The 26,627-nt window shown below is 61.4% G+C and carries 23 protein-coding genes; 12 read left to right on the plus strand and 11 right to left on the minus strand.

The annotated features are described in order from the left end of the window. Positions 1-25: 25 nt before the first annotated feature. Both ccmB and ccmA read right to left on the minus strand, forming a co-directional pair. Positions 26-691 carry a heme exporter protein CcmB gene (gene ccmB / locus HKD21_RS03085; RefSeq protein WP_194254155.1) on the minus strand — a complete coding sequence of 222 codons (666 nt, stop codon included), beginning with the start codon at positions 689-691 and terminating at the stop codon, positions 26-28. Beyond that, positions 688-1,323: a heme ABC exporter ATP-binding protein CcmA gene (ccmA, locus tag HKD21_RS03090; protein WP_194254156.1), complete on the minus strand. Its 636-nt coding sequence runs from the start codon at positions 1,321-1,323 to the stop codon at positions 688-690. Before ccmA ends, ccmB begins: the two co-directional genes overlap by 4 nt. A 249-nt stretch (positions 1,324-1,572) precedes the next feature. Between ccmA and HKD21_RS03095 the strand changes: the two genes are divergently transcribed. Beyond that, positions 1,573-2,319, plus strand: a complete 747-nt coding sequence (locus HKD21_RS03095; protein ID WP_194254157.1) for an ATP-binding cassette domain-containing protein — start codon at positions 1,573-1,575, stop codon at positions 2,317-2,319. Beyond that, the gene (locus HKD21_RS03100) at positions 2,319-3,851 is read left to right on the plus strand and encodes an ABC transporter substrate-binding protein/permease (protein ID WP_194254158.1); all 1,533 of its coding nucleotides are present in this window, start codon (positions 2,319-2,321) and stop codon (positions 3,849-3,851) included. The genes HKD21_RS03095 and HKD21_RS03100 overlap by 1 nt, the downstream gene beginning before the upstream one ends. A gap of 21 nt (positions 3,852-3,872) precedes the next feature. Here HKD21_RS03100 and HKD21_RS03105 read toward each other — a convergent pair whose 3' ends face one another. The 3 genes from HKD21_RS03105 to HKD21_RS03115 are packed head-to-tail and all read right to left on the minus strand — an operon-like array spanning position 3,873 to position 6,730. Beyond that, a complete protein-coding gene (locus HKD21_RS03105; protein WP_194254159.1) occupies positions 3,873-4,814 on the minus strand; it encodes a hypothetical protein in 942 nt (313 codons plus the stop codon). Positions 4,815-4,817: 3 nt separating this feature from the next. After that, positions 4,818-6,071, minus strand: coding sequence for an AAA family ATPase (locus HKD21_RS03110; protein WP_194254456.1), 1,254 nt, complete (start codon positions 6,069-6,071; stop codon positions 4,818-4,820). A gap of 32 nt (positions 6,072-6,103) precedes the next feature. After that, on the minus strand, positions 6,104-6,730 hold the full coding sequence (locus HKD21_RS03115) for a hypothetical protein (protein WP_194254160.1): 627 nt from the start codon (positions 6,728-6,730) through the stop codon (positions 6,104-6,106). A 218-nt stretch (positions 6,731-6,948) separates the two neighbouring features. On the opposite strand from HKD21_RS03115, the gene rimP reads away from it, so the two are divergent. From rimP to HKD21_RS03165, 10 genes are all read left to right on the plus strand, one after another. After that, the gene (rimP, locus tag HKD21_RS03120; protein WP_194254161.1) at positions 6,949-7,560 is read left to right on the plus strand and encodes a ribosome maturation factor RimP; all 612 of its coding nucleotides are present in this window, start codon (positions 6,949-6,951) and stop codon (positions 7,558-7,560) included. 34 nt (positions 7,561-7,594) lie between these two features. Then, entirely contained in the window at positions 7,595-9,148 is a 1,554-nt protein-coding gene (gene nusA / locus HKD21_RS03125) for a transcription termination factor NusA (RefSeq protein WP_194254162.1), read from the plus strand. After that, the gene (locus HKD21_RS03130; RefSeq protein WP_194254163.1) at positions 9,123-9,800 is read left to right on the plus strand and encodes an RNA-binding protein; all 678 of its coding nucleotides are present in this window, start codon (positions 9,123-9,125) and stop codon (positions 9,798-9,800) included. Before nusA ends, HKD21_RS03130 begins: the two co-directional genes overlap by 26 nt. Further along, on the plus strand, positions 9,797-12,556 hold the full coding sequence (gene infB, locus HKD21_RS03135) for a translation initiation factor IF-2 (RefSeq protein ID WP_194254164.1): 2,760 nt from the start codon (positions 9,797-9,799) through the stop codon (positions 12,554-12,556). Before HKD21_RS03130 ends, infB begins: the two co-directional genes overlap by 4 nt. Continuing rightward, positions 12,553-12,981, plus strand: coding sequence for a 30S ribosome-binding factor RbfA (gene rbfA, locus HKD21_RS03140; protein WP_194254165.1), 429 nt, complete (start codon positions 12,553-12,555; stop codon positions 12,979-12,981). The genes infB and rbfA overlap by 4 nt, the downstream gene beginning before the upstream one ends. A gap of 97 nt (positions 12,982-13,078) precedes the next feature. Further along, entirely contained in the window at positions 13,079-14,080 is a 1,002-nt protein-coding gene (truB, locus tag HKD21_RS03145; protein ID WP_194254166.1) for a tRNA pseudouridine(55) synthase TruB, read from the plus strand. Continuing rightward, positions 14,040-14,309: a 30S ribosomal protein S15 gene (gene rpsO / locus HKD21_RS03150; RefSeq protein WP_011253110.1), complete on the plus strand. Its 270-nt coding sequence runs from the start codon at positions 14,040-14,042 to the stop codon at positions 14,307-14,309. Before truB ends, rpsO begins: the two co-directional genes overlap by 41 nt. A gap of 196 nt (positions 14,310-14,505) precedes the next feature. After that, complete coding sequence (pnp, locus tag HKD21_RS03155; protein WP_194254167.1) at positions 14,506-16,656, plus strand: polyribonucleotide nucleotidyltransferase; 2,151 nt, start codon at positions 14,506-14,508, stop codon at positions 16,654-16,656. Between the two features lie 65 nt (positions 16,657-16,721). Then, positions 16,722-18,140: an NAD(P)H-dependent flavin oxidoreductase gene (locus HKD21_RS03160; RefSeq protein WP_194254168.1), complete on the plus strand. Its 1,419-nt coding sequence runs from the start codon at positions 16,722-16,724 to the stop codon at positions 18,138-18,140. After that, a complete protein-coding gene (locus HKD21_RS03165) occupies positions 18,140-20,128 on the plus strand; it encodes an FUSC family protein (RefSeq protein ID WP_194254169.1) in 1,989 nt (662 codons plus the stop codon). The genes HKD21_RS03160 and HKD21_RS03165 overlap by 1 nt, the downstream gene beginning before the upstream one ends. Positions 20,129-20,179: 51 nt before the next feature. On the opposite strand, the gene HKD21_RS03170 is transcribed toward HKD21_RS03165, so the two are convergent. The 6 genes from HKD21_RS03170 to HKD21_RS03195 all read right to left on the minus strand — a co-directional run bounded on the left by HKD21_RS03170 (position 20,180) and on the right by HKD21_RS03195 (position 26,558). Next, a complete protein-coding gene (locus HKD21_RS03170) occupies positions 20,180-20,656 on the minus strand; it encodes a hypothetical protein (RefSeq protein WP_194254170.1) in 477 nt (158 codons plus the stop codon). Beyond that, complete coding sequence (locus HKD21_RS03175; protein ID WP_322782895.1) at positions 20,653-21,627, minus strand: VOC family protein; 975 nt, start codon at positions 21,625-21,627, stop codon at positions 20,653-20,655. The genes HKD21_RS03170 and HKD21_RS03175 overlap by 4 nt, the downstream gene beginning before the upstream one ends. 141 nt (positions 21,628-21,768) lie before the next feature. After that, positions 21,769-22,188: a DUF1489 family protein gene (locus HKD21_RS03180; protein ID WP_194254172.1), complete on the minus strand. Its 420-nt coding sequence runs from the start codon at positions 22,186-22,188 to the stop codon at positions 21,769-21,771. A gap of 42 nt (positions 22,189-22,230) precedes the next feature. Continuing rightward, positions 22,231-23,319, minus strand: coding sequence for a nucleoside hydrolase (locus HKD21_RS03185; RefSeq protein WP_194254173.1), 1,089 nt, complete (start codon positions 23,317-23,319; stop codon positions 22,231-22,233). Positions 23,320-23,355: 36 nt separating this feature from the next. Continuing rightward, positions 23,356-24,519 carry a radical SAM family heme chaperone HemW gene (hemW, locus tag HKD21_RS03190; protein WP_194254457.1) on the minus strand — a complete coding sequence of 388 codons (1,164 nt, stop codon included), beginning with the start codon at positions 24,517-24,519 and terminating at the stop codon, positions 23,356-23,358. Between the two features lie 11 nt (positions 24,520-24,530). Next, positions 24,531-26,558 (minus strand): potassium transporter Kup, encoded by a 2,028-nt coding sequence (locus HKD21_RS03195; RefSeq protein WP_194254174.1) that lies wholly within the window; start codon positions 26,556-26,558, stop codon positions 24,531-24,533. Positions 26,559-26,627 lie beyond the last annotated feature (69 nt).

Below are 26,627 nucleotides of genomic sequence, written 5' to 3' on the forward strand. Positions count from 1 at the left end.
ATCCTGTTAAGATATAACATTTCTTTTATCCCACGGCGGCCTTGAGGCCTTGCCCGGCGGCGAGGGGGCATAGCGGCAGGCAGGCGAAAAGGCACGCTCCCAGCAGATCCAGACTGGCGGCGGGGGATGTGGCGAGTTGCCCGGCGTAGGACGAGGCCGCACCAAAGATCAGGACGGGTGTTGCCAGTGGCAGAACGAGCAGCGGGAGCAGAACGCCACCACGCCGCGCGCCAAGTACGATTGAGGCTGCCATGCCGCCGAGAAGCGAAAGGGACATCGTGCCCATCGCAAGGCCGACCAGCAGAAGCGGCAGTTCGGGACCCTTGACGCCCAGCATGATGCCGAGCGGGATGCTTGCAATCAGCAAAGGCAGGCCGGTCGTCAGCCAGTGGGCGGTCATCTTGGCGAAGGCCACGGCGGCGGGGGCTGGACCGGTCAGCATCAGCAGATCGAGGGAGCCGTCTTCGAGTTCGGCTCCGAACAGACGGTCCAGCGGCAGAAGGCAGGCCAGCAGCGCGCAGACCCAGATGATGCCCGGCCCCATATGTCGCAGAAGGTCGGGCGAAGGGCCAAGGGCGAGCGGGAACAGGCTGCCACATAATATAAAGAAAAGCAGCGAGGCCAGCGTGTCGGCGCCGAAGCGGAAAGCCAGACGGAGGTCACGGTCGATCAGGGCGAGAAAAGCGGTCATGACAGCCAGAAGGAGTCCACATGCGCGAGCGAGGGCAGTTCGTGCGAGCGGGTGTTGTCGAGGGGAAGCGGCACATGCGTCGTGACGATCATCGCACCGCTCTTTGCGCGATGGGCGGCCATGACGGCATCGAGGCGCTCGATACTGGCGACATCCAGTCCGACCGTCGGTTCGTCGAGAAGCCAGAGCGGGGCGCCAGACAGCATGACGCGGGCAAAGGCCGCGCGGCGTTTTTGCCCCGAGGACAGGAGCCGGGCCGGAAGATCGGTCAGATGTGTGAGGTCGAGCGCGTCGAGCGCGTCGGAGAGGCTGGTTGTTCCGAGTTTCTCGGCCAGAGCAAGGTTCTGCGCCAGTGTCAGACCCGGTTTGAGGGCATCCTGATGGCCGAGCCAGGCGAGGGCGCCATAACGGATGACGTCCCCTGAATCGGGACGGCGCAGGCCGGAGATCGTACGCAGAAGGGTGGATTTCCCAGCTCCGTTCGGCCCCGTCAGGATCATGGCATCTCCGGCGTCCAGCGTCAGGGAGACCCCGTCGAGCACCAGACGGTCTCCACGGAACACCGTGACGTCCTCGACATCAAGCAGACGGTCGGGCGTGGGAGGGGACGGAAAATCAGACGGGGTGGTCATCGAGGGTCTCATGGGCGGGGTTCGGTTCTGTCCCGGTGTGTGTGTCTTTTTGTTTTAGAGACCCTGCGGGCGTCCTTCGCAAGGGTTGGTGTGGCGTCTGCGCGTGGGCAAGGCGGAATGTGATGATCGTATGAATTGTGCCATGAGCTGCATTAAGGTCTCGATACCCGTGCTCAGGTCCGTTAAGAGGGCTGCACGGTCGTGTGATCGTGTGTCTTTTTTCAAGGGTTTCCGGAACTGGCTGATCTGGTGCTACAGGCGAGTGGTATCGCCAAGTCTTTTGGTGGGAACGAGGTTCTGAAGGGCCTGTCGCTCGATGTGGAGCGTGGGGAGCTGATCTCGATGATCGGACCTTCGGGATGTGGAAAATCCACGTTCCTGCGCTGCCTCAATTTTCTGGAACATCCGGATGCGGGTTCTGTCCGGATCGAGGATGTGACGGTCGCGCGCGCGGGGAAGCACTGGAGCCGCGCCAATGAGGCCGAGGCCCATAAGCTGCGCGCGCATGTCGGGATGGTGTTTCAGGCCTTCAACCTGTTTCCCCATCGTACGGTGCTCGACAATGTTATGATGGCCCCGATCCAAGTCAAGAAGATGTCCCGTGACGAGGCGCAGTCCATTGCCTGCGAGCTTCTGGAAAAGGTCGGTCTTGCCGCGACCAAGGATCGCTATCCGGACAGTCTTTCGGGCGGGCAGAAACAGCGCGCGGCCATTGCGCGCGCGCTCGCGATGAAGCCGTCCGTCATGCTGTATGACGAGCCGACTTCCGCGCTCGACCCCGAGCTTTCCGAGGAAGTCCTGTCCGTGATGCGAGCGCTGGACGATGATGGCATGACGCAGCTTGTGGTGACGCATGACATGCGCTTTGCACGCGCCGCCTCTGACCGCGTTCTCTTTGTGGAGGGCGGAGAAATTGTTGAAAGCGGTGATCCGGACCTGATGTTCGCCAACCCCCGGGAGGGACGGACACGCCAGTTCCTGCGGACCTTGCTGTGATGAAGAAATTTTTTGCGCTGGTGCTGGCTCTTGCGGTCAGTCCCGTATCGTTTGCGCTGGCGGATACACCTCCGGTTGCTGCACCACAGGAGCTACTCTGGGCTTCGGATGGTGAGGCGAACGTGCCTTACGTTTTTCATGATCCCGCTCATGAATCGCGAATGACCGGCTTTGAATACGATCTGGCCGATGCGATCGCGGAGCGGATGCACCGTAAGGCGAAGTTTATCCAGAATGACTGGGATGGTCTGATTCCCGGTCTGTCCCGCGGGCTGTACGGCATGGTGCTGGACGGCATCGAAATGACGCCGGAGCACAAGGCGGCCGTTCTGTTCTCACGTCCTTATTATGTCACGAGCGAGCGGATCATCGTCCGGCATGATCAGACCGGGCTGGATACGATGGAAGCCCTCAAGGGTCATACCGTCGGGACGATCAAGGACACGACGGCGGAGCGGATGCTGCGCCGACAGGGCGGCTCGAATGTGCGCTCCTATGAAGAAGAGACGAATGCGTTCTCGGATCTGCGGAACGGGCGGCTGGATGCGATCCTGCTCGATGCTCCGATTGCACTTTATTATGGCAGCATCTCGCCGGACATGAAGCTCGTGGGCGAGCCGATTGGCAGCATGGAATACGGGATCGCGTTCTCGCCGGAAAACCGGGAACTGCGCGACCAGGTGGATGCGGCGCTCGGCGAGGTCATCAAGGACGGAACGCTGCATCGCATTCTGGCGCGCTGGAACCTGTGGACGCCGCTGATGGCGAACTATACGGGCGACAACAGCCATCCGGATATCGCGCCGACGGAATGGAACCGGTATCAGGAAGCCATGGCGAACACGACCGGCAGTGGCTGGCGTGTTCTGATGCGGCGCTATGTGAGTTTCCTGCCGTTGATCGGGCAGGCGGCGTTGATGACCCTTGCGGTTTCGGCGCTGGCCATGGTTCTGGCTGTGGCGCTGGGGCTTCTGCTGGCGCTGGCCCGGCATTATGGCCCTGCTCCGCTGCGCTTTGTTGCGGGGATCTATGTCGAGGTCGTGCGCGGGACGCCGCTTCTGATTCAGGTGCTGTTCATTTTCTATGGGCTGCCCGCCTTCGGAATCCGCCTGTCGCCCTTCGTGGCGGGTGTGATTTCGCTGGGTCTGAACTATGCGGCCTATGAGGCGGAAAACTACCGTGCCGGGCTTCTTTCCGTGCCGCGCGGGCAGATGGAAGCGGCGATTGCACTCAACATGACGCACTGGCAAGCGTTGCGGCTGGTGATCGTGCCGCAGGCATTCCGGACGGTCGTGCCGGTCATGACCAATGATTTCATTTCGCTGCTTAAGGATAGTTCGCTCGTCTCCGTCATTACGCTGACAGAGCTCAGTCAGACCTATGTGCGATTGTCCTCGACCTATTACGATTATTTTGGAACGGGAATCATGGTCGGCATGGCGTATCTGCTGCTCGGCCTGCCGTTCGTGCGGCTGGCGCGGATGGCGGAGCGGCGGCTGGGGCGTGGTTTTTCGGGAGCCGGGCACCACTGAGAGTGTGATGCCCCGTCCTGTTCAGGATGGCTGAGGTGCGGACGGGTCGTTGATGAGTGGGGGCACGAGCGTTGCCGTATCCAGCGTTCCGTCAAATCCCTGACGCAGTACCCGCGACCAGCCGATCATCCATCGGTCCAGAGCGTCGATGAACTGGGAAGCTTCGGGATTTTTATGTACCGAAGCCTTGCTCCAGTATTGTTGGGGCGCCAGAAGCTGGCGTGATCCGCGTTCAATGGGAGCGACCAGCGTCTCGACCGTTTCGATGTGAGCCATGCCATTGCTGGCCGCTGCAGCATAATACCAACCCATATTGATCATCAGGTTCGGGATTGGAAAGCCCAGCGTGTGCATTCGGTTAAATGCCGCCGTGATGAATGGGTCGCTGCTGACGCTCTGGTTTTCGAGGACGGCATTGCCGGTGTAGCTGCATTCCTGCGAGACGTCTGGTTTATCCAAAATATGGGCTGCGTAGTTGCGATCGTCGTGGCAGGGCGTTTCGAGCTGTTCGGCCAGATCTGCCGGGACAGGCTGCTGCGTGGAGCGTACGACGATGACGCCCGAGACGACTCCGCGATCGGTCCGGGCCAGAACCTGCTGGGAGATTTCGCCATGGGCGCCACTCCGGGAGGTCAGGATCGGGTGCCAGTCTCCGGCCGGAAGCGGGAGGATGCGTCCGGCAATGGCGATGCTGCCATGCTCGACGATCCCCGGATCGGGAGCAGCAACCTGGTCGCCAAGATTAGACGCGTCGCCGGTCTGCATCTCCTGCCCGTCCGACTGTGATGCGCCGAAACCCAAGTTACTCCGTGCTGCGCCTGGCGCACTCCCCGGAAGCCAGGGCATGGCTTTTTTGAGCGCCGGGGTAGGGTAAAAGGCAGTCATGCCCAGCGCGCCCAGTGTTACGATCACGCTGGTGCGCCATAGTGGCGCTCGTCCCCAGAGCCGTCCAAATGCCGTCATGGATCAGCGACTCACCCGGCCAAGCTGTACTTCGGAATCGTTGGCGATTTCCGTGGTTACTGTCCCGTTCTCCTGTGCGACGAGGCGGACGCGTTTGGCGCCTTTCTGGCGTGCGACGATCAGACTTTCGCTGACCATCTCTTCAATGGAGCGGACGAGATCGCGTGCACTGGCGCCAGTACCGAGGTTCTTTTGCTTCATCATGACCTGGAACAGAATGCCGGCGTCGATGCCTCCGGTTTCGACATGCAGGCCGTAGCCTTCAATCATGGCTTCGATTTCCAGCGCAGCGACACGGGCGAGATCCAGTCCGCGCAGGGAGCGGAAAACGAAAATCCGATCCAGCCGGTTGAGAACTTCAGGAGCGAATCCGGATTTGCGCAGGGCCTCGACCGACTCGCCGCGCATTTTCTCCGGCTCGTTTGCAAGACGATCGGCAATTTCGGTCAATGCTTCAGTGGCGACGTTGGAAGTGAGCATGAAGATTGCCCGCGTGGTCGAGACCTGCTCGCCGACGGACGCTTCCGTGACATGACCGTCATTCCAGGCAGTAAGGAATTTTTTGAAGACATCCGGATGGGCCTTCTCGATCTCGTCGAGCAGGACCACGGCATCTGGATGTTCTTTTAGGCCGCCAGTCAGAGTCCCGAACGTATCGGAACCCATATAGCCCTTGGGCGAGCCAAAAAGGAGAGATTCCGCATGCGGACTGGACATCTGCGTCATGTCGAAATGCAGCAGGGGACGTTCCATCTGTTTCGCCATCTGTTTGGCGAGATAGGTCTTGCCCGTCCCTGGGGGGCCTGCCAGCAGGAAAATACCCACGGGCTTGCCGCGAACCTGAAGCGCCAGACGACGGCGCATCTGCTGGGCAATATCCTCGCAGACCTGATCCTGTCCGATCACGCGCGCGCGCAGCGAAGCGGCCAGTTCATCGGCGTCGAGGACGGTTTCGCGGTGTTCGCGGGCCATGAGCTCTTCAAGGGCTCCGCGGTTCGTCAGACGGCTGAGAACATCCATGATGAGACCTTTCCTGCGGCGCAGTCCACGCCGCGCCAGTTTTTCGGCTGATGTTTCATATGCCAGCCCAGTGACTGCCAGAAGGGCACTGATCCCTGCCAGCGGAAGATAGAAACGCCGTCCCCATTCGATGGCGGCCCATAGCCCGTTCAGCGACAGGTGTAGCATGATCGAAACCTGAACTACTGCCAGAATAAGGAAGGCAGCCATCATCAGCGGCATGGCCCGGTTGAGCATGGGCACGAGAGACTTGAACACCGGGCGGTTCCTTACTGGACGATCACGTTGAGCAGGACGCGCTGGTCCAGCGTCGTCAGGGCAGGCAGGGCTTCTGGACCGAAAGCTGTGAGGGCACCAACGATCAGAGCGGGTGCATGTGGCATGCTCACCGGGGCAATAAGGATCTGTCCGGCTTCAGCGATTGGAATAACAAGATGCTGGAATCTGCCGTTAAGGACAACGCGCTGTGTCAGTCCAGAAGAGACTGTGAGATCGATAGTCTGGCCGACTGCGCCCGAAGCATCCAACACCGGCATTTCCACGAGGCGCATCTTGCCATCTTTTACGGCCGCGAGAATGCGGGCCTGATCGTCCGGACTGAAACCGCTCTTGGCAAGTGCGGCCGGCGCTTTGACAGTGGGAAGCATCGAGAGCTGGACAGCCGCGGTCTGGGCGACGGGCACAGCCGGGCTATTCTGGGAAAGTGGCGCCATTGGAGGTGTTGGTAGTGTCGTCGTGTTGTGCGTGTAGAAAAAAGCGCCTGCCCCGACCGTCAGGGCCGCAATCAGGCCGCCGCCACCCCACAGAACCCGGTTCCGGGAAGCAGGATCGGCAGGCAGGGGCTGTAGACGCGGTTCCGGGCGCAGTTCCGGACGGGGCTCGGATGGGAAAGTCATTTCGGAACCATCTGACTCCCGACCGGGCCTGAAGACAAGGGTTTTCCAGGCATCGAAATGTAAACAAATCTTTCGACTCGCTTTGGGTAACGGGATGTTCGGGAATGAAAGGGATTTGCGTTCCTCTTGCGTCTTGAAGGGAGGTGACTTACATAAGGCATATTCCATTCATCTTCCGCTCATTTGGGGGGTGGCCCTGACGGGCCGCCTTTTTTGTCTTGTCTCAGCAGAACGCCTCTTCCGATATCGAACTGCCCCACCTCACGGGGCTGGAAGCCCGCATCGCGGAACGGATCGCGCCGACCTTGGCCGATCTGGGCTACGAGCTTGTGCGTCTTTCGGTTCTGGGGCGCGATACGCCGACAATCCAGATCATGGCAGACCGTGCGAACGGCTCTCTGATTTCGGTGGAAGACTGTGAACAGATCAGTCATGCTGCCGGAGCCATTCTGGATGTTGATGATCCCATCCCCGGTGCATGGATGCTGGAGGTGTCGTCTTCCGGAATTGATCGTCCGCTGACGCGTGCCAAAGACTGGGAACGATTCGCAGGACATCTGGCGAAGGCCGAGCTGGATGTTCCGCTCAATGGCCGCCGTCGTTTTTCGGGAACTGTCATGGGTGCGCGGGACGGCAATGCCCTTATCCGCCTGGATGACGGAACCGAAGCCGTTCTGCCGCTGGTGGACATCCGCAAGGCCCGTCTGGTCCTGACTGATGCGCTGATTGAGGCGAGCGCTGCTTTGGCAGGGCTTGATCCTGAAGGGGAAGATGGCGGCGAAGTGCGCCAAGCGCCCAAACTGAATCCGAAGAAGCCGGGAAAGAAGTGATGACCCGTCTCATGCTGGCTGGAGGTCCGATCTGATGGACACGTCTGTTACACGTCCCGAACTGCTGCTGGTTGCCGATGCAGTCTCCCGCGAGAAGAATATCGACCGTGAGGAAGTGCTTGAAGCAATGGAGCAGGCCATCCAGAAGGCTGGCCGCGCAAAGTACGGGCATGAAAAGGACATCCGTGCGACGATTGATCGCAGGAGCGGCGAAGTTCGTCTGAGCCGATGGACCGAAGTGGTCGATCAGGTCGAAAACGAGGATACTCAGATCCCGCTGCATATCGCCCGGAAGTTCCAGCCGGAAATTCAGGCCGGTGAGCATCTGGTTGATCCGCTGCCGCCGATCGATTTCGGACGTATCGCCGCGCAGACTGCCAAGCAGGTCATCGTGCAGCGGGTGCGCGAGTATGAGCGTAAGCGCCAGTATAACGAGTTCAAGGACCGTGTGGGCGAGATCGTCAACGGGACTGTCAAGCGGACCGAGTATGGCAATCTCATGGTCGAGATCGGTCATACCGAGGCCCTGCTGCGTCGTGACGAACTGATCCCACGCGAATCATTCCGTAATTCCGATCGCATCCGCGCCTATATCTATGACGTGCGTGACGAACCGCGTGGCCCGCAGATTTTCCTGTCCCGGACGCATCCCGCCTTCCTCGCCAAGCTGTTTGCGCAGGAAGTTCCGGAAATCTATGACGGGATCATCGAAATCAAGGCCGTGTCCCGTGATCCGGGATCGCGCGCCAAGATGGCCGTGATTTCGCGCGATGCTGCGATTGATCCGGTCGGTGCCTGCGTTGGTATGCGTGGCTCCCGCGTTCAGGCTGTTGTGGCCGAACTGCAGGGCGAAAAGATCGACATCATTCCCTGGAGCCCGCAGGCTGCAACATTCGTCGTCAATGCACTGGCTCCTGCTGAAGTCAGCAAGGTGGTGATGGATGAGGAAGCAGGCCGCGTTGAAGTTGTGGTGCCGGATGAGCAGCTTTCGCTTGCCATTGGTCGCCGTGGACAGAACGTGCGTCTTGCCAGCCAGCTGACCCGCTGGGACATCGACATTCTGACGGAGGCCGAGGAATCGGAACGTCGTCAGGAAGAGTTCCGCAAGCGCTCCTCGCAGTTCGTGGACGCGCTGGACGTTGATGACGTGATCGCCGGTCTGCTGGTGACGGAAGGCTTCCACTCCATTGAGGAACTGGCCTACACGGATCCGGGTGAGCTGAACGATATCGACGGCTTTGACGAAAGCGTGGCTGAAGAGCTTATGCATCGCGCCAATGATTATCTGGCCAGCAAGGAACAGGCTCTGGATGACCAGCGCAAGGCGCTGGGCGTTACGGACGACGTGGCCGAACTGGGTGCCTTTACGAACCAGATGCTGGTGACGCTGGGCGAGAAGGGCGTGAAGACGCTCGACGATCTGGCAGATCTCGCGGGAGATGAGCTTGTGGAGATTCTCGGTGAGGAGGCTATCGACGAAGATGCCGCCAACGAGATCATCATGGGTGCCCGTGCGCACTGGTTCGAAGGTGAAGATGCCGACTCGGTAAAACCCGAGAACGGTGACGAGGAGTCGACCGACGTCTGATCTTTCTGATACTGATAATGGTCCTGTTCGTGGCGCTTTAGGGCGTCGCGGCTCGGAGCGGCGATGTCTCGTAACGCGAGAGCAGAAGCCGCCCGAAGGCATGATCCGCTTCGTCGTCAGTCCGGATAACCGGGTTGTCCCTGACCTTGCCGGAAAACTTCCGGGGCGGGGAATGTGGTTGAGTGCCAGCCGGGATGTGTTAGATAGCGCCCGAACACGACAGGCTTTCGCCAGAGCGGCAAAGGCCCAGGTGAGCGTACCGGAAAACCTTGCCGACCTCGTTGGTGGTGCTCTGGTACAGCGGATGCTGGATGCAGTCAGTCTGGCCCGGAGAGCCGGTCAGACGGTCTGCGGTTTTCAGAAGTGCCGGGAGTGGCTTACTTCCGGCAGGGTAGGGGTGGTGATCCGTTCGGAAAGTGCAAGTCCGGACGAATTTTCCAGACTGGTGTCGGGCCGGCGTTCTCTGCCGGTGGTGACAGTTCCCGATCGGGTCCTGGAATCGGCGTTCAGCCGGGACCGGGCGGTCTATGCGGTGATGGCGCCTGGTGCGCTGGCACAGCGCCTGATCGCCGAACATGAGAGATTTTCGGGAGTGGCAGGACGTCCGCTCCCAGACCCCGAAGGGGTCAGTAAGGAACAGGCGGAACTATGAGCGACGGCAACGAGCGCAACCAGGACGGAAACAACACCCCATCGCAGGGCGGCGAACAGACCAGAAGCAGCCGTCTGTCGCTTCGCCCCGCTGGACGGCCGGAGGTCGGGCGTACGGTGGACGCTGGCTCCGTGCGTCAAAGCTTCAGTCATGGCCGCTCCAAGGTCGTGCAGGTTGAAGTACGCAAACCCAAGCGCAATGCGACCGGTCCGGGTGCCGGTGCGGCAGCCCGTGGTGGCCGCGCAGGTGGCCGTGCACTGACGGCAGCTGAGTTGGCAACACGCCAGCGTGCGCTTGAAGGACAGCGTCAGGCTGCGGCCGATGAAGCTGCGCGGCGTGAAGAAGAGAAGATCCAGATCATGTCTGCCGCCGAGGCTGCGCGTCGCGCTGCTGAGGAAGAGCGTCTGATCGCCGAGCAGAAGGCGGCTGAAATCGCTGCCCTGAAGGAAAGTGAACAGCAGGCCGCACGGGAGCAGGCTGCTACCGAAGCTGCCGCACGCGCTGCAGAGCACGCTGCGGCTGAAGCCGCGGCCCGCGAAGCTGAGGAAGCCAAACGTTCAGCTCCGCTGGACCCGCGTACGCATTCGACCGGTGGTGTTCAGCTTGCCGCTCCGGTGCAGCGTCTGCGTCCGCTGGCCGAGCGTGCCATCATGCCGCCGCGTCCGGTTCAGCCGTCGCGTCCTGCTGCGACAGCCGCTCCCGCTCGCAACAACGAAACCCTTCATCTGCGTTCCGGCGCAGCCGCCGCTGGTGGTGAAGAAGAGCGTCGTCCTGCTCCCCGTCGTACGGGTCCGGGCGCGCCTCCGGCACCGCCGCGCCGTCCGTCTGCACCATCCCGCAAGGCTGGTGGTAGCGACCGCCGTTCAGGACGCATCGACGTTCGCGCTGCGATCGAAGGCGATGACGACAAGACCCGTTCGCTGGCTTCTGTCCGTCGCCAGCGTGACCGCGAGCGCCGTCAGGCCGAACTGGAGCGTCTGCGCTCCGACCAGGTTCGCGTCGTGCGTGACGTTATCGTGCCGGAAACCATCACGGTGGCCGAACTGGCCAACCGTATGGCATCCCGTCAGGGTGAAGTCATCAAGGCCCTCATGAAGATGGGTGTCATGGCAACGGCTGCACAGAGCATTGATGGCGACACCGCCGAGCTGGTGGTCGAGGAATTCGGCCATCGCATCAAACGTGTTTCCGAAAGCGACGTTGAGATCGGCATTGAAGGCGTGGAAGACAACGCCGACGAGTTGCTGCCGCGTGCTCCGGTCGTGACGGTCATGGGACATGTCGATCACGGCAAGACCTCTCTGCTCGACGCGCTGCGCACCACTGACGTGGCGGCGAGCGAAGCCGGTGGCATCACGCAGCACATTGGCGCGTATCAGATCACGGCGCCGTCGGGGAAGAAAATCACCTTCATCGACACACCGGGTCATGAGGCCTTCACCTCAATGCGTGCCCGTGGTGCGTCCGTTACCGATATTGTGGTGCTGGTTGTTGCAGCCGATGACGGTGTGATGCCGCAGACGATCGAAGCCATCAAGCACGCCAAGGCGGCCAATGCTCCGATCATCGTGGCGATCAACAAGATCGACAAGCCGGGCGCCAATCCTGCCCGTGTTCGTCAGGAACTCCTGAGCCATGAGATCGTGGTCGAGGAAATGGGTGGTGACACTCAGGACGTCGAGGTTTCTGCCCTCAAGCGGACCGGGCTGGACAAGCTGGAAGAATGCATCCTGCTTCAGTCCGAAATGCTGGACCTGCGCGCTAACCCAGATCGCGTGGCCGAAGGTGTGGTGATCGAAAGCCGTCTTGATCGTGGACGTGGTCCTGTGGCTTCCGTTCTTGTCCAGAAGGGCACGCTGCGTCGCGGTGACATCCTCGTGGCTGGTTCCGAATGGGGCCGTGTCCGCGCAGTGCTCGATGACCGTGGTCGTCAGCTCAAGGACGCCGGTCCGTCCATGCCGGTCGAGGTTCTCGGTCTGACAGGTGTGCCGGGTGCAGGCGAGCCGTTCGTTGTTGTTGAAACCGACGCCCGGGCCCGTGAGATCAGCGAGTTCCGTCAGCGTAAGATCAAGGACAAGGAAGCCGCTTCGCAGGTTGCAGCTCGCGGTACTCTCGATCAGATGCTGGCTCGAATTCAGGCTGGTGTTCAGAAAGAGGTTGCGCTTCTCGTCAAGGCTGATGTGCAGGGGTCTGCGGAAGCAATTTCCACGACGGTACAGAAGTTGGCTCATGAAGAAGTTGCGGTTCGCGTTCTGAATGCAAGTGTCGGCCAGATCACGGAAAGCGATATCCAGCTTGCCAAGGCTTCGAATGCCATTATCGTGGCGTTCAATGTCCGTGCCACCACGCAGGCCCGTGAACTGGCCCAGCGTGAGGGCGTGGATATCCGTTACTACTCGATCATCTACCAGGTGGCAGATGACGTGGAGCAGCTGGTCAAGGGCAAGGTCGCGCCGAAGCATCGCGAGAAGTTCTTGGGCTACGCCGAGATCCGTCAGGTCTTCAACATCACCAAGACCGGCAAGGTCGCGGGTTGCTACGTCACCGAAGGCCTCGTCAAGCGTGGCTGTGGCGTGCGTCTGCTGCGTGACAACGTGGTCATTCATGAAGGCGAGCTGAGCCAGCTCAAGCGCTTCAAGGACGACGTCAAGGAAGTGGCTCGTGGTTACGAATGTGGTCTCTCCTTCGCGGGTTACAACGATCTGCGTGAAGGCGACGTAGTCGAGTGCTACGAAATGGAAGTGATCCCGGCTTGAGTTCGCGTTCGAGACATGACCTGAAGGGCCCTGCCGGCGTTGTTGCTCAGGGCCCTAGTACCCGCCAGCTCCGGGTGGCCGAAGAAGTCCGCCGTGTTCTGGCGGAACTGTTCGCCCGGACAGAGTTCCGTGACCCGGAACTGCTGGATGTGCGGATCACGGTAACGGAAGTCCGTATCTCTCCGGATTTCAGACACGCCACAGCCTTTGTGACGCGTCTGGGACGGAGCGATGTGGAGGTTCTGCTGCCCGCCCTGAAGCGGGTGGCGCCCTTCCTGAGAACGGGGCTGTCCAAGGCTCTCAATCTCCGGACGGTTCCGGAAATCCACTTCCAGCCGGATACGGCGCTGGATAACGCCATGGAACTCGACGAGATCATGCGGTCTCCGGAAGTCCGGCGGGATCTGGAAAAAGATCCGGAATAATTTTTCAAAAATGCTCCTCACTTCCGGTGGGGAGCATTTTTTGCATTCTGCCCCTTTGCTGGTCTATCAGCGGCCTTCACAAGCAAGGACAGGATGTATGGGCAGGAAACGTGGACGCGATATCGACGGGTGGCTGATTCTCGACAAGCCGCTGGGTCCGACCTCCACGGATATGGTCAACAAGCTCCGTTGGGCGTTTGATGCGAAAAAAGCCGGGCATGGCGGGACGCTCGATCCGCTGGCCTCCGGTGTACTGCCGATTGCGTTCGGTAAGGCGACGCGGACCATTCCTTACATCATGGATGCGACAAAACGTTATCGCTTTACCCTGACATTTGGTGAAAGCCGGACGACAGATGACCTTGAGGGCGAGGTTCTGGCGACATCGCCGAACCGTCCGACAGATGAACAGATTCTGGCTGTCCTACCGGCGCTGACAGGTAATGTCATGCAGGTCCCGCCTGTTTTCTCGGCGCTTCGGGTGGGAGGAGAGCGGGCCTATGACATGGCGCGTGCCGGCCGTCCGCCCGAGCTTCCGCCACGTCCGGCACGGATCGATTCGATAACGCTTGTGGATCGTCCGGATGCGGATACGGCTGTTTTTGATGTGCAATCCGGCAAGGGTGTTTATATGCGCTCGCTCGCGCGGGACATCGCGTTGGCTTGTGGAACTGTTGGACATATTTCGGTGCTGCGGCGGACGAAGTGCGGGCCGTTCGATCTGAGCCATGCCCTGACGATCGATCAGATATCACTGGACAAATCGACTCAAACTGTGGACAACGCCGATGCTCTTCCGGCTCCTCTGCTGGATGCGGCGACCGCGCTGGTCGACATCCCGGCGCTGGCCGTCACCGATGCGGAGGGAAGGATGCTTGTCTGGGGGCAGTCGATAGACCCCGCGGACCTTATGCATCCTCTGCCGGCATCGTCACAGGGGGATGACCATCTGTGGCGCGCGATGATCGGAGAGCACGTGCTGGGTCTGTGTCATGTCCGTCATGGGCGGCTCAGGGCAGCGCGGATGCTGGAAAACCACGAGTTTTTTGGAGAACACGATGTCGATTACCGCAGAACGCCGCACGGCACTGATTTCTGAGTACAAGCAGAGCGAGACGGATACAGGTTCGCCGGAAGTACAGGTTGCCATCCTGTCCGAGCGTATCGTCAACCTGACCGAGCACCTCAAGACCCACAAGAAGGACTTCCACTCCCGTCGTGGTCTTCTGATGATGGTCGGTCAGCGTCGTAGCCTGCTGGACTATCTGAAGCGCAAGGACCAGGCCCGTTACCAGAGCCTGATCGAGCGTCTCGGCCTGCGTCGCTGAGTTGATCTGTCCGGGAGCCTGCTCCCGGACACCCTCGCCATCGCCTGTCCGGCGGTGCGGGTGCGCGACCGGCGTTTCAGGCCACATGGTGTCATGCCGGGGATGTCCCGCCATCACCGCCATGCCGTCCGAAACGCTGCTCCGCCACCTGCCGGACACCCGGAGATGGTTTCACCCTTAATTTGGGAAAACATGCATGTTTGATTATTTCCGCAAGGAAATCGAATGGGCCGGACGCCCCCTGATCCTGGAGACCGGCAAGGTCGCACGCCAGGCAGACGGCGCGGTCATGATCACCTATGGCGACACGGTTGTGCTCTGCACCGCCGTTGGTGCCAAGAGCGTCAAGCCGGGACAGGATTTCTTCCCGCTGACGGTCAACTATCAGGAAAAGGCTTACGCCGCTGGCAAGATCCCAGGTGGATTCTTCAAGCGTGAAGGCCGTCCGTCCGAAGCCGAAGTCCTGAACGCCCGACTGATCGATCGTCCGATCCGTCCGTTGTTCCCGGAAAACTTCCGCAACGAAGTCCAGATCACCGCAACGGTTCTGAGCTACGACAACGAAAACGATCCGGCTCTCGTGTCGCTGATCGGCTGCTCGGCTGCCCTGACGCTCTCCGGTATTCCGTTCTTTGGCCCCGTCGCCTGCGCCCGTATCGGCCGCATTGATGGCAAGCTGGTTGTGAACCCGGTTCATGACGAACTCAAGGACAGCACGCTCGACCTGATGGTCGCCGGTACGGCCGAAGGCGTACTGATGGTCGAATCCGAAGCCAGCGAGCTTTCGGAAGAGACGATGCTTGAAGCCGTCACGCTGGGACACACGTCCTTCCAGCCGGTTATCGACGCCATCATCGCGCTGGCCGAGCACGCTGCGAAGGCACCGTGGGATCTGCCGTCGCTGACGAAGGAAGAAATCGCCCTTCGCAAGCGCGTCGAGAAAGTTGGCAACAAGCTGATGGCGGACGCTTACAAGGAGCGTCAGAAGCAGGCCCGTTACAAGAAGGTCGGCGAAGCCAAGGACCGGATCAACGAGATTCTGGCCGAGGAAGGTCTGGATCTGGAACTTGCCAAGCCGATGCTCAAGGAGCTTGAGGCGCAGGTCGTTCGTGGGTCCATCCTCAAGACCGGCATCCGCATTGATGGTCGTGACCTGAAGACGGTTCGTCCGATCCTTGCCGAAGTCGGCATCCTGCCGCGCGCTCATGGATCGTCCCTGTTCACGCGTGGCGAGACGCAGGCCCTCGTGGTTGCGACGCTTGGCACGGGTCAGGACGAGCAGATCATCGACGCGCTGGAAGGCGAATACCGTTCCAACTTCCTGCTGCACTACAACTTCCCTCCGTATTCGGTCGGCGAGTGTGGTCGCATGGGCTCCCCTGGTCGTCGTGAGATCGGACATGGCAAGCTGGCATGGCGCGCAATCCGTCCGCTGCTGCCGACCAAGGAAGTCTTCCCGTACACGATGCGTGTGGTTTCCGAGATCACGGAAAGCAACGGTTCGTCTTCCATGGCGACGGTCTGCGGTTCTTCGCTCGCACTGATGGATGCCGGCGTTCCGCTGCCGCGTCCGGTAGCCGGCATTGCCATGGGTCTGATCAAGGAAGACCGTGGCTACGCTGTCCTGTCCGACATCCTAGGTGATGAAGATCATCTCGGTGACATGGACTTCAAGGTGGCCGGTACAGCTGACGGCGTGACCGCGCTTCAGATGGACATCAAGATTACGTCCATCACGCCGGAAATCATGAAGATCGCGCTGGAACAGGCCCGTGAAGGCCGCATCCACATCCTTGGCGAAATGTCCAAGGCTCTGACGGAAGGCCGTTCGGATGTTTCTGGCAATGCTCCGAAGATCACGACGATTTCCGTGCCGAAGGAAAAGATCCGCGACGTGATCGGTTCCGGCGGTAAGGTAATCCGCGAGATCGTTGAGTATTCGGGTGCGAAGGTCGATATCGGCGAAGATGGTACCGTGACGATTGCCGCTGCGAACGACGAGCAGGCCCAGAAGGCTATCTCCCGGATCGAAGGCATTGTCGCCGAGCCGGAAATCGGCCGTATCTATGACGGCAAGGTCGTCAAGGCTGCCGATTTCGGTGCGTTCGTGAACTTCCTTGGCCCGCGTGACGGTCTGGTTCACATTTCCGAACTGGCTGAAGGCCGCGTTGCGAAGACGTCCGACGTCGTCAAGCAGGGCGACGAGGTTAAGGTCAAGGTCATCGGGTTCGATGATCGCGGCAAGGTCAAGCTCTCCATGAGGGTTGTCGATCAGGCCACGGGCGCCGATATTACGGAAAGCGTGGGGGCCCGACCGGCCCGACCGCCCCGTCGCGACGCCGAGTGAGTGTTGGGGCGGGGCTCACAAGGCCCCGCCCTTTTTTTTCTGAGTTTCGGAGACAGCCAGTCCCCATGAAATCTATTGATACCCTCCGTTTTGGTGGTCAGGACGTGCTGCCTCTGATCGAAGGGGGCAAAGGTGTCTCCGTCTCTACGGGCGTCTCGGCCGGACACTGGGCCGCTGCGGGCGGGATTGGGACCATTTCGGCTGTCAATGCGGACAGCTACGATCAGGACGGTCATCCGGTTCCGCAGGTCTATCATGGTCGTACGCGCCGTGAGCGCCAGCAGGAACTGATCCGTTACGCGATTGATGGCGGTATCGCGCAGGCGAAGATCGCTCATGAGATTTCGGGCGGCAGAGGCCGGATCAACGTCAATATCCTTTGGGAAATGGGTGGGGCCGAAGAGGTCATCATCGGGATTCTCGAAGGCGCTCCGGGGCTGGTGCATGGCGTGACCTGTGGTGCGGGGATGCCGTACCGCCTGTCCGAAATCGCGGTCCGCTTCGGCATTCCCTATTATCCGATCGTGTCTTCGGGACGGGCGTTCAACGCCCTGTGGCGGCGTGCGTACAGCAAGGCGCCGGAACTGCTGGGCGGCGTGGTTTATGAAGATCCGTGGCGTGCGGGTGGCCATAACGGTCTGTCCAACACAGAAAATCCGTTTTCGCCTGAAGATCCGTATCCGCGCGTTCTCGAACTGCGTCGGGTTATGCGGAACTATGGTCTGGGCGAGACGCCGATCATCATGGCCGGTGGTGTCTGGCATCTTGAGGACTGGCAGGACTGGATCGGAAACCCGGAACTGGGACCGATTGTGTTCCAGTTCGGAACCCGCCCGCTGCTGACTCAGGAAAGCCCGATCCCGGACGCGTGGAAGCGCCGTCTGCTGACGTTGAAGGAGGGGGATGTTTATCTTAACCGCTTCTCCCCGACCGGGTTCTATTCTTCGGCAGTTCGTAACAGCTTCATGCAGGATCTGTGCGGGCGGTCTGAGCGTCAGGTGCCGTACAGTCAGGAATCCGGTGGCGGCTATGAGGCGTCTTATGGCGTTGGTGCCCGCAAGCGCGAGGTCTTCGTGCCGGCTGCCGACCGTCCCCGGATTGCGGAGTGGGAAGCCGCAGGCTTTACCGAGGCCCTGCGGACGCCGGATGATACGCTGGTCTTCGTGACGCCGGAAAGCGCGCGCGAAATCCTTGCGGACCAGACGGCCTGTATGGGGTGCCTCTCGCAGTGCCGGTTCTCCAACTGGATGCAGCGGGAGCCTTATACCAATGGTCAGAAGGCAGATCCGCGCTCCTTCTGCATCCAGAAGACGCTCCAGACCATTTCCCATATTCCGCCCGGTGCGGATGAGGATAACGTGGTCGACCATAACCTTATGTTCGGCGGCACGAATGCGTGGCGTTTCGGAACCGACCCGTTCTACGCGAACGGCTTTGTCCCGACGGTCAGCCAGCTCGTGGAGCGTATTCTGACCGGTCGCTGATGGCCTCTGACCCGCCGCTTCTCCGCCAGACGCCTTCCTCCCGCGCCTCACAGGGGCGGGAGAGACCGTTTGATTTTCTGAAGCAGTTTCTGGCGCGTCATTCGGTTCCCGTAAGCCCGGAGCAGATTGCTCCGGCAGAAGGAACCCGGGCGGCGGTGGCGACGGTCGTGGCGCTGCTTCCCGCGATTTATGAACATCAGGCCGTTCTGGCCTGGGCTGGCTTTGCCGCCTTCTGGAGCTGCCTGATCGAGCCGGGGGGCACGGCGCGCGAGCAGTTTCGTATTCTTGGACTTTTTACGGCGTGCGGCACGATCCTTGGGGGCGTGACGTCGCTGATTGCGGTGTATCCGCTCTGGGGTGTGCTGCCCTGGCTTGTGCTGACGGGGCTGATGGCGGGTCTGGCCAGGGCGCTGTCGCCGTCCATCGCGCTGCTTTGTGCGCTGCTGGGCTGTGTCATGCTGGCGGGCACCGGGTTTCCGGCGCATAGATTTCAGGACGCTCTCGTCGTTGCTCTTGCGTTTGGGGGCGGGGGGCTCTGGGCGGCATTTCTGTGTCTCGTGGTTTGGCCGCAGCATCCTTACGCCCCTGCGCGACGGGCTGTTGGAGCCTGTTACCGGCTGCTGTCGGTTATGGCGGGTGAGATCGCAGCGGGGCGACTTCAGGAAACCGTACACCGGCAGAATGTGCGTACGGCCATCGAGCGGGCCCGGGGGCTGGCGCTTCAGATCGATGCCGGACATGCGAGTTACGGTATGCGCGGGCGGCTGATTGCTTCGCTGGCCGGGGCAGAACGTCTGTTTACCGCCATGTTGGCCGTGGAACATCTTGTCGAAACCCGTGGGCTGGATTTTGAGGCGCGGGGCACGCTGGCGGCTTTTTCGGCTCTGTGTCAGCACGCGAGCGACGCAGCGCTCGAACCTGCGCCTGATCTTGAACATCTGGCCGCTGAAGGGCTGGCGTTGGCGGGGGTTATTCCTGCCACGGCGGGGCCGGTTGGCGAACTTGTGGCGACCAGTGCGCGGACGCTGGGAACACTGGCCGAGGGACTGGCGCAAAAGTCGCGGCTCCCGTTCGATGCTGAACTGCCACGTCATGCGGCGCGTCTGACGCCGACGATCTGGCAACATGCGCTGCGTCTCGTGGTGGGTCTTCTGGCGACCTATCTGACAAGTTGGTGGCTGGATCTGGATTATGGTTTCTGGGCGCTGGTGGCAGTGCTTCTGGTGATCCAGCCCTCCGGTCAGACAACGCTGGTGCGCGCGCTCGAACGCGTTCTGGGGACGCTGGGTGGTGGTGTGCTCGCACTGTTGCTGACGCCGTTTCTGCCGGGTTCTGCGCAGATGCTGGCGGCGGTGGCGGCTTTCGTGATCGGGGCGATCGCGATGCGCGCGGTCAATTATACCATGCTGGTCGTGTTCATCAGCGCGCAGTTTATCGTCGTGACAGAAATGCTCATGCCGTCGCAAGGCATTGCGTGGATGCGGGTGCTGGATAATACGCTCGGCAGTGTCATCGGACTGCTGTGTGCGTTCATGGTCTGCCCACAGCGGCGGGGGCAGGACATGGATGGCCTCTTGCAAGCGGCAGTGATCGGCAATCTGCGGTATGTGTCGGCTGTGTTGAAGCGGGAAGATCCCGTGACGACAGATCGCGTCCAACGTCAGGCCGGGATCGATACCACACGGGCCGAGTTTGCTCGTGGCTCACTTCCCGTTCTGGGCGGGGTCTCGGCAGTGGGAGAACGCGCGACACAGGCTCATGCCCTGTTGCGGGCGCTGCGTCGTCTGAGCGGGGAGGCGACGTTGCTGCGGTTCGATATTTCGGCTGGGTTATGTGAAGGTGATGCTCAGGCCGGGGAGCGCTGGAGCGCTACGGCTGCGGCTCTTGAGGCGGGGGCACCCTTCGCAGACATTGCCCAGAAGATCGAAAATGGAGACGTCATGGCCGAGATCGCCGCATTGGAGCGTGCGGGACGCAAGACTGTCTGATCCCGGAGGCGGATCACCGCCTCCGGTTTTTATGAGCAGATATGATAGGGTTCAGCGGCGTCCACCGGGTCCATGACCGCCACCGGGTCCACGACCGCCCTGGCCACCGCCATGGTTGCCACCGCCCATTCCTCCGCCGCCCGGCCTTCCCGGTCCCTGACCGCCTCCGGGTCTTCCGCCACCAAGTCCCTGTCCGGGGTCACCTCCGGGTCTGCCGTTGGGTCTACCCTGTCCGCCGGGACCATGACCGGGTCCTCCAGGGCGGGGGCCGGGACGTACGCCGGGAGGCCGCCCCGGACCGCGTCCGGGATAAGGGCCGACGTAATAACCGGGTCCCCAGCCCCAGCCTGGGCCCCATGTGCTGCCCCAGCCGCGATTATAGGTGCTGCTGTAATAGCCCCCGCCGCCATAATAGGTGCCGTATTGGCCGGGACCGCCATATTCATAGTCACCGCAGCCCGACAAAAGCCCCAGAAGGCAGAGCGTACCGCCAAGGCGCAGGAAGGTTTTTGTTGTCCAACGGGTCATTTCGTATCTCCTGCCGCGCTGGGATCATGCCATTCCATGACTCCGAAAACGGCGCCGCTCGGGTCGGCGAGGACGGCGATCATGCTGTTCTGATGATCGGGATGGGGCTGCACGAGAACACGTCCTCCAAGCTGCACGGCTTTTTCGGCGGCACTCCCGACGCTGTCCACCTGAACGAAGCCGATCCAGCGCGCGCTCGCATCCGGGGGCAGGCGCGCCGGTAGGGGATTGACGGTCGCACGGGCGATGGACTGTGAATCCAGAATATAGCGCTGGTGCGTGTCGGGAGGGGGGGCGTCTTCAACCTGATAGCCGAAGAGTTTCTGATAGAACCCCGCGCTGGCTGCGGGAGCCGGGGTCAGGATCGCATGCCAGATCCAGTCGCCCTGAGCCGTGTCGTCCGTATCGTCACGGTCGCCGTGAGGGGCGTGCAAAGCAGCAAAAAGTCCGCCCTGCGGGTCGGCGATAATGGCCTGTTCGCCGCGACCCGGAACGATGGTCGGACGGTACAGGATTTTGCCGCCCCACTGGAGCGATTCCCTGGCCGCTGTCGGGACGTCGAGTGCCGAAATGAACGGAAGCCAGAGCGGCTGGGGCGGGTTATCCGTGTCGGGCAGAGGACGTTCGACCAGCCCGGCTACGACATGACCGTTGACCAGCGCCTCGGCATAATGGCCGCGCGAGACGGGGCGGTCCTGAAAATTCCAGCCCAGAAGCGCGCCATAAAAGGCCTTGGCTTTGGCCAGATCGGGCGTTGTGAGCTGTGTGTAGACGATCTTGCCGGGGAGGGTTTTTGAGAGCGCGACTGGCGTCTCAGCGGTGTTGGTCGTCTGCGCAGAGGCATCGGGAGCAAAGGCTGTCAGGCCGAAGCCAAGGGTGAGGGCTGCTGACAGCGTGACGGCGACCGTGCCTGTTCGGGAGAGGCGGGAAAAGGGCGGCAAAGGCGGCACTCCTTCTGTTCTGATCTGCACGGTGCGCCTTCGAGACGATCGGCAGGCCGTAGGGGAGCATCCTGTGGCTCCCCGTAATAAAGGCATGACGTTTCACGTCCCATTCCGTTCCCGGAATGCAGCAAAAATGTGGCGCGGCCCTGGGAGGCAGATCTTGGGGGATCAGATCAGGGCGAGCTCGGCCAACTCCTTCCGAAGCTGTGGCGGGAGATCGGCAATGCCGTCATGACCAAGGCTGCTGCCCAGATCGGGGGGTGCGTCCTTGGGTTCCAGATAGCGCCAGCCCTGAAACGGGCGCATCGGGCGTGGCTGGACCGGGATGATTTCGTCGGACACGACGATCAGCGTGCCCGTGCTGCCATCCGCGCGCTGGGCGCTTTCCAGTCCGATGATGGGTTGGCGGCACAGGACCATGCCGTCCATCACGCGATACAGGGAACCACCGTCCAGAACCTCCTCGGCCCGTTTGGGCATGGTGCGGGTCTGAACGGTAGCGTGGCCGTTGATGCGGTAATGGTTCAGCCGTTCGCGCAGGACTTCGATGCTCGGGCAGCCGACGGCCAGTTTGATGATGTTCAGCATAGGTGTCGGATGCCCTCCTTCAAGCTCTCAGTGCGTGCTTGGTCAGTGTGTACCGGGGGCGTTCTGGGACTGCGAGACGAAATCGTTGATGAAGCGCGTCTTGTCGATGGACTGCACGATCTTCACCTTCCGCAGACCCATACCCTTCGGCGCTGTGGAGTCCGGCCAGATATGGGCGTGACCGTAATCCATCCCGTGGTCGATATTGACGTTCATGATGGCCGTGACGGATTTTGTGATCAGTGTCGGATCAACGGCGATGGCGGAGGTCAGTTCATCCCACAGCGGCAGGGGCGCCTGATACTTTTGCAGATAATCCGTGACAGCGTTGTGCTTTGCGTCGATGCGGTTGGCCAGTTCGGGCGTCATCATGATGTCGTTCGAGACATTACCGACGCAGGTGATGGCGGGCCATGGCGCTGTCAGGGCGATCTGGGCGGCTTCGGGGTCCATGATCAGGTTGAAGTCGGACGCGAAATCGGCATTGCCGGTGACGGACATCATGCTGGCATCGAGTAGGCCGCCCATGAAGACGAGCTGTTTGGCGGTTTCGGCGAAAGTCGGGTCGATCCGGATGGCGAGGGCGAGGTTCGTCAGCGGACCTGCGGCGATGATCGTGACCTGATGCGGATGGGCGTGGACCTCACGGATCAGAAACATGGCGGCCGGAAGCGCGTCGGCGGTGATATGAGGCGCGCCTTCAGTCAGCTTGCGGACGGGCGGCTGTGTGGCCGGGACGTGTTCGATGGAGCCGAGGCCACCCCATGCGCCCTTCCAGGGAATGATGCCGAACTGCTGTTCGCGCAGTTTCGTCTCCGCGACCGTGTTGACCAGCGGCGTGGTGGCGCCATCGGCGACAGGGATCTGGGTCTGGTGGGCAATTTCCAGAAAGCGCAGGGCATGCGCCGTGCCCGCGTTCTCCCAGTCATCGCCAACGACGGAGGTCAGGCCGAGCAGCGTCACGCCGGGGCGGTTGAGCAGGGGAATGATGGACTGGATGTTGGAACCGCCCGGACCGAGGAAGTCGTTGTCGAGCACGACGTAATTCGGAGCGGGAGCCGCGTTCGCAGCGGAAAGCGGGGCGAGTACGGTGCAGGCAGCCAGAAGGGCAGAGAGAATGGATCGGCGCATGGTCTCTTCCAGATGGATTAAGACCGGATCATGCCCTCAAGTGACGAGGCGCGCCAGTATCGCTTCAAGACGAAGCCGTCCTTCGCCGGTCGCGCGCAGGATACCGCTGTCCCGTTCAAGGTAGTTTTCCTCGATGCAGGCTTCGAGTAGGTCCGGGTCCACACAGTCCAGAAGCGCGCGGCCCGTGCGAGCGGCGAACTGGGCTTCGTTGATCCCTTCAGACAGGCGCAGGCCCATCAACAGGGCTTCGCGGCCTTTTTCTTCCGGCGTGAGAAGGGTTTCTTCGGTACTACCGGAGCCGGTTTTTTCAACCCGTTCGGCCCAGGGTTCGGGCGCACGGTGACGGCGGGTGGCGTAAAGCTCGCCGTCCAGCGTGAGGCGTCCATGAGCGCCGGGGCCGATGCCGATATAATCCGCATAGCGCCAGTAGGTCAGGTTATGGCGGCTCTCGGCGCCTGGACGGGCGTAGTTCGAGACTTCATAGGGCAGGAGGCCGTGACGGGCGGCGATGTCGCCGGTCAGGTCATAGAGGCGTGCGGCGGTGTCTTCGTCGGGCAAGGTGAGTTCGCCACGCCGGTGCATGGCTTCGAACTTGGTGCCGGGTTCGATGGTGAGCTGGTACAGCGACAGGTGATCGGCCACGAGGTCGAGCGCTGTGGTCAGTTCGTCCGTCCAGTCGGCGTCGCTCTGGCCGGGGCGGGCGTAGATCAGGTCGAAAGAAATGCGCGGGAACAGGGTTCGGGCGGTTTCGAGCGCGCGGATGGCCTGCGTGGCGGAGTGTTCGCGGCCAAGCTTGTGCAGCGCATCGTCCCGCAGGCTCTGCACGCCGAGCGAGACGCGGTTGACCCCGGCCTGACGGAACGCCGCGAATTTTTCGGCCTCAACGCTGGTCGGGTTGGCTTCGAGCGTGATTTCCAGATCGTTTTCGGCATCGAACAGGCGATGCGCGTCTTCGATCAGGGCTGCGACGGTTTCGGGGGCCATGAGCGACGGGGTGCCCCCACCGAAAAAGATCGAACGCAGGGGACGTTTGACGCGATTGCGGGTCAGGCGGGCGGCGTCGTGGGCCAGTTCACGGCGCAGGGCTGCGGCAAAGCGCTGCTGCGGAATCACCTCCCGGACATGGGAGTTGAAATCGCAGTAGGGGCACTTCGCCAGACAGAACGGCCAGTGGATGTAGAGGGAAAGTGGCTTGGCCAAAGGACGGGACGTCAAATGGCGATCCGGACGCCGAATTCCACCACGCGGTCAGGCGGGATGCGCAGAAACTCGGTCGTGGAGGCCGCATTGCGCTGGAGCAGGAGGAAGATCCACATGCGCCAGAGCTGCATCTTCGGCACGCGGGAGCGTACGACGAGTTCATGCGACGTGAAGTAGGACGCCTGAATGGCGTCGAACGCCACGCCGAGCGCGTTCAGTTCCAGAAGGGCGCGGGGGAGATTGGGCATCTCCATGAAGCCGTAGCGGACGATGACGCGGTGAATGTTGGGGGCCAGTTCCTGAACGATGGCGCGGTGGCCGCGCTCGGCTTCCGGCTGGTCGAGGTTCTGGACCGTCACGAACAGGATGTGATCGTGCAGGACCTTGTTGTGCTTGAGGTTATGCAGCAGCGAGTTCGGCACGATATCGGGGTTGGCGGTCAGGAAGACGGCCAGACCGGGAACACGGATCGTGCGGGATTGCGGCAGACGCGCGAGGAAAGAGCCCATCGGCATGGAATCCGCCTGCTGGCGGGCGGCGATGAGGCTGCGTCCGCGCTTCCAGGTGGTCATGATGATGGTGCTGATGATGCCGATCGCGAGCGGGACCCAGCCGCCATCGGGGATCTTGAGCACGTTTGCCGAGAAGAAAATGCTGTCTACGATGAAGAAGAAGCCGAAGACGATCGCAACCGTAGCGGTCTTCCATTTGAAGACGCGGCGGAACACCACCATGGCCAGGACGCAGGTGCACAGGAATGTTCCCGTTACGGCGATGCCGTAGGCTGCGGCCAAGGCCGAGGACGTGCGGAACGACAGCACCAGAACCAGCGCGCCGAAGGCCAGAATCCAGTTCAGCGACGGCAGATAGATCTGCGCTTCTTCCGACGCATTGGTGTGCATGATGCGGGTGCGGGGCAGGTAGCCGAGCTGGATGAGCTGACGGCACAGCGAGAAGCTGCCAGAGATGCCCGCCTGCGAGGCGATCACGGTTGCGAAGGTCGCAAGGATCAGCATCGGGATTTGTGCCCAATGGGGCACCAGCAGATAGAACGGGTTGGACAGGGCATGCGGATTATGGATCAGCAGCGCGGCCTGTCCGAAATAGTTCAGTGTCAGGGACGGCAGGACGAAGAACAGCCAGGCCTTGCGGATCGGGGCGCGCCCGAAATGGCCCATATCGGCATAAAGCGCCTCCGCACCGGTGACGGACAGGACGACCGAACCAAGTGCGATGAACGACAGATAGCCGTGCATGATGATGAATTCGAGCGCGAAAGTCGGGGACAGGGCAAGCAGAATATGGGGGTAGAGGAAGATGCCCTTGACGCCGAGAATGGCGAGAACCGCGAACCAGATGACCATGATCGGCCCGAAAGCCTTGCCGATCTTGCCGGTTCCCAGAACCTGAACCGAGAACAGGCCGATCAGCACGATGATGGCCAGCGGAATGATGATGTGGCTTGCCGAGGGCACGGAGGTTTCGATGCCCTCTACAGCCGAAAGCACCGAAATGGCGGGCGTGATGATGCTGTCACCAAAGAACAGGCAGGTGCCCGCAATGCCCACAAGACCGAACAGCCATCGAAAATGCTGCGACTTGCAGACGCGCTGGGCCAGAGACATGAGGGCGATGATGCCGCCTTCGCCATCATGATCAGCCCGCATGATGAGAATGACGTATTTGAACGTCACGATGAGCATCAGCGCCCAGAACGTCAGGCTCGCAAGTCCCATGATTTCCCAAGGCTGGGCGGGGGCCTTGGGGGAACTGACAATGCTGACGGAGGATTGCAGCGCATAGAGCGGGCTTGTGCCGATGTCGCCGTAAACCACACCCAGAACCGTAAGCAGCGCACCCATGCCGGCGGGGCGCTTGTGGCTGGAGCCGTCGTCTTCGCCGCCGATTTCGTGGGTATGGCCTTCCGAACGGGCCTGCTCGATCGTTTGGACGATGTCGCCGGAGTCGTTGGGAATCCCTACGCCATGAGGAGGGTTTGAGGCGCGGTCACCGTCATGTTCAGGCATTGCTGGTTCCATTTACGGGCGTCAGTAGAGTGCCGTCATCTCCTGTCGCAGCACTCGTCAAGCGCGCTCCACATCACGGCA

Origin of the sequence: Gluconobacter cerevisiae (assembly GCF_015244675.1) — a bacterium.
Taxonomy (GTDB): domain Bacteria; phylum Pseudomonadota; class Alphaproteobacteria; order Acetobacterales; family Acetobacteraceae; genus Gluconobacter; species Gluconobacter cerevisiae.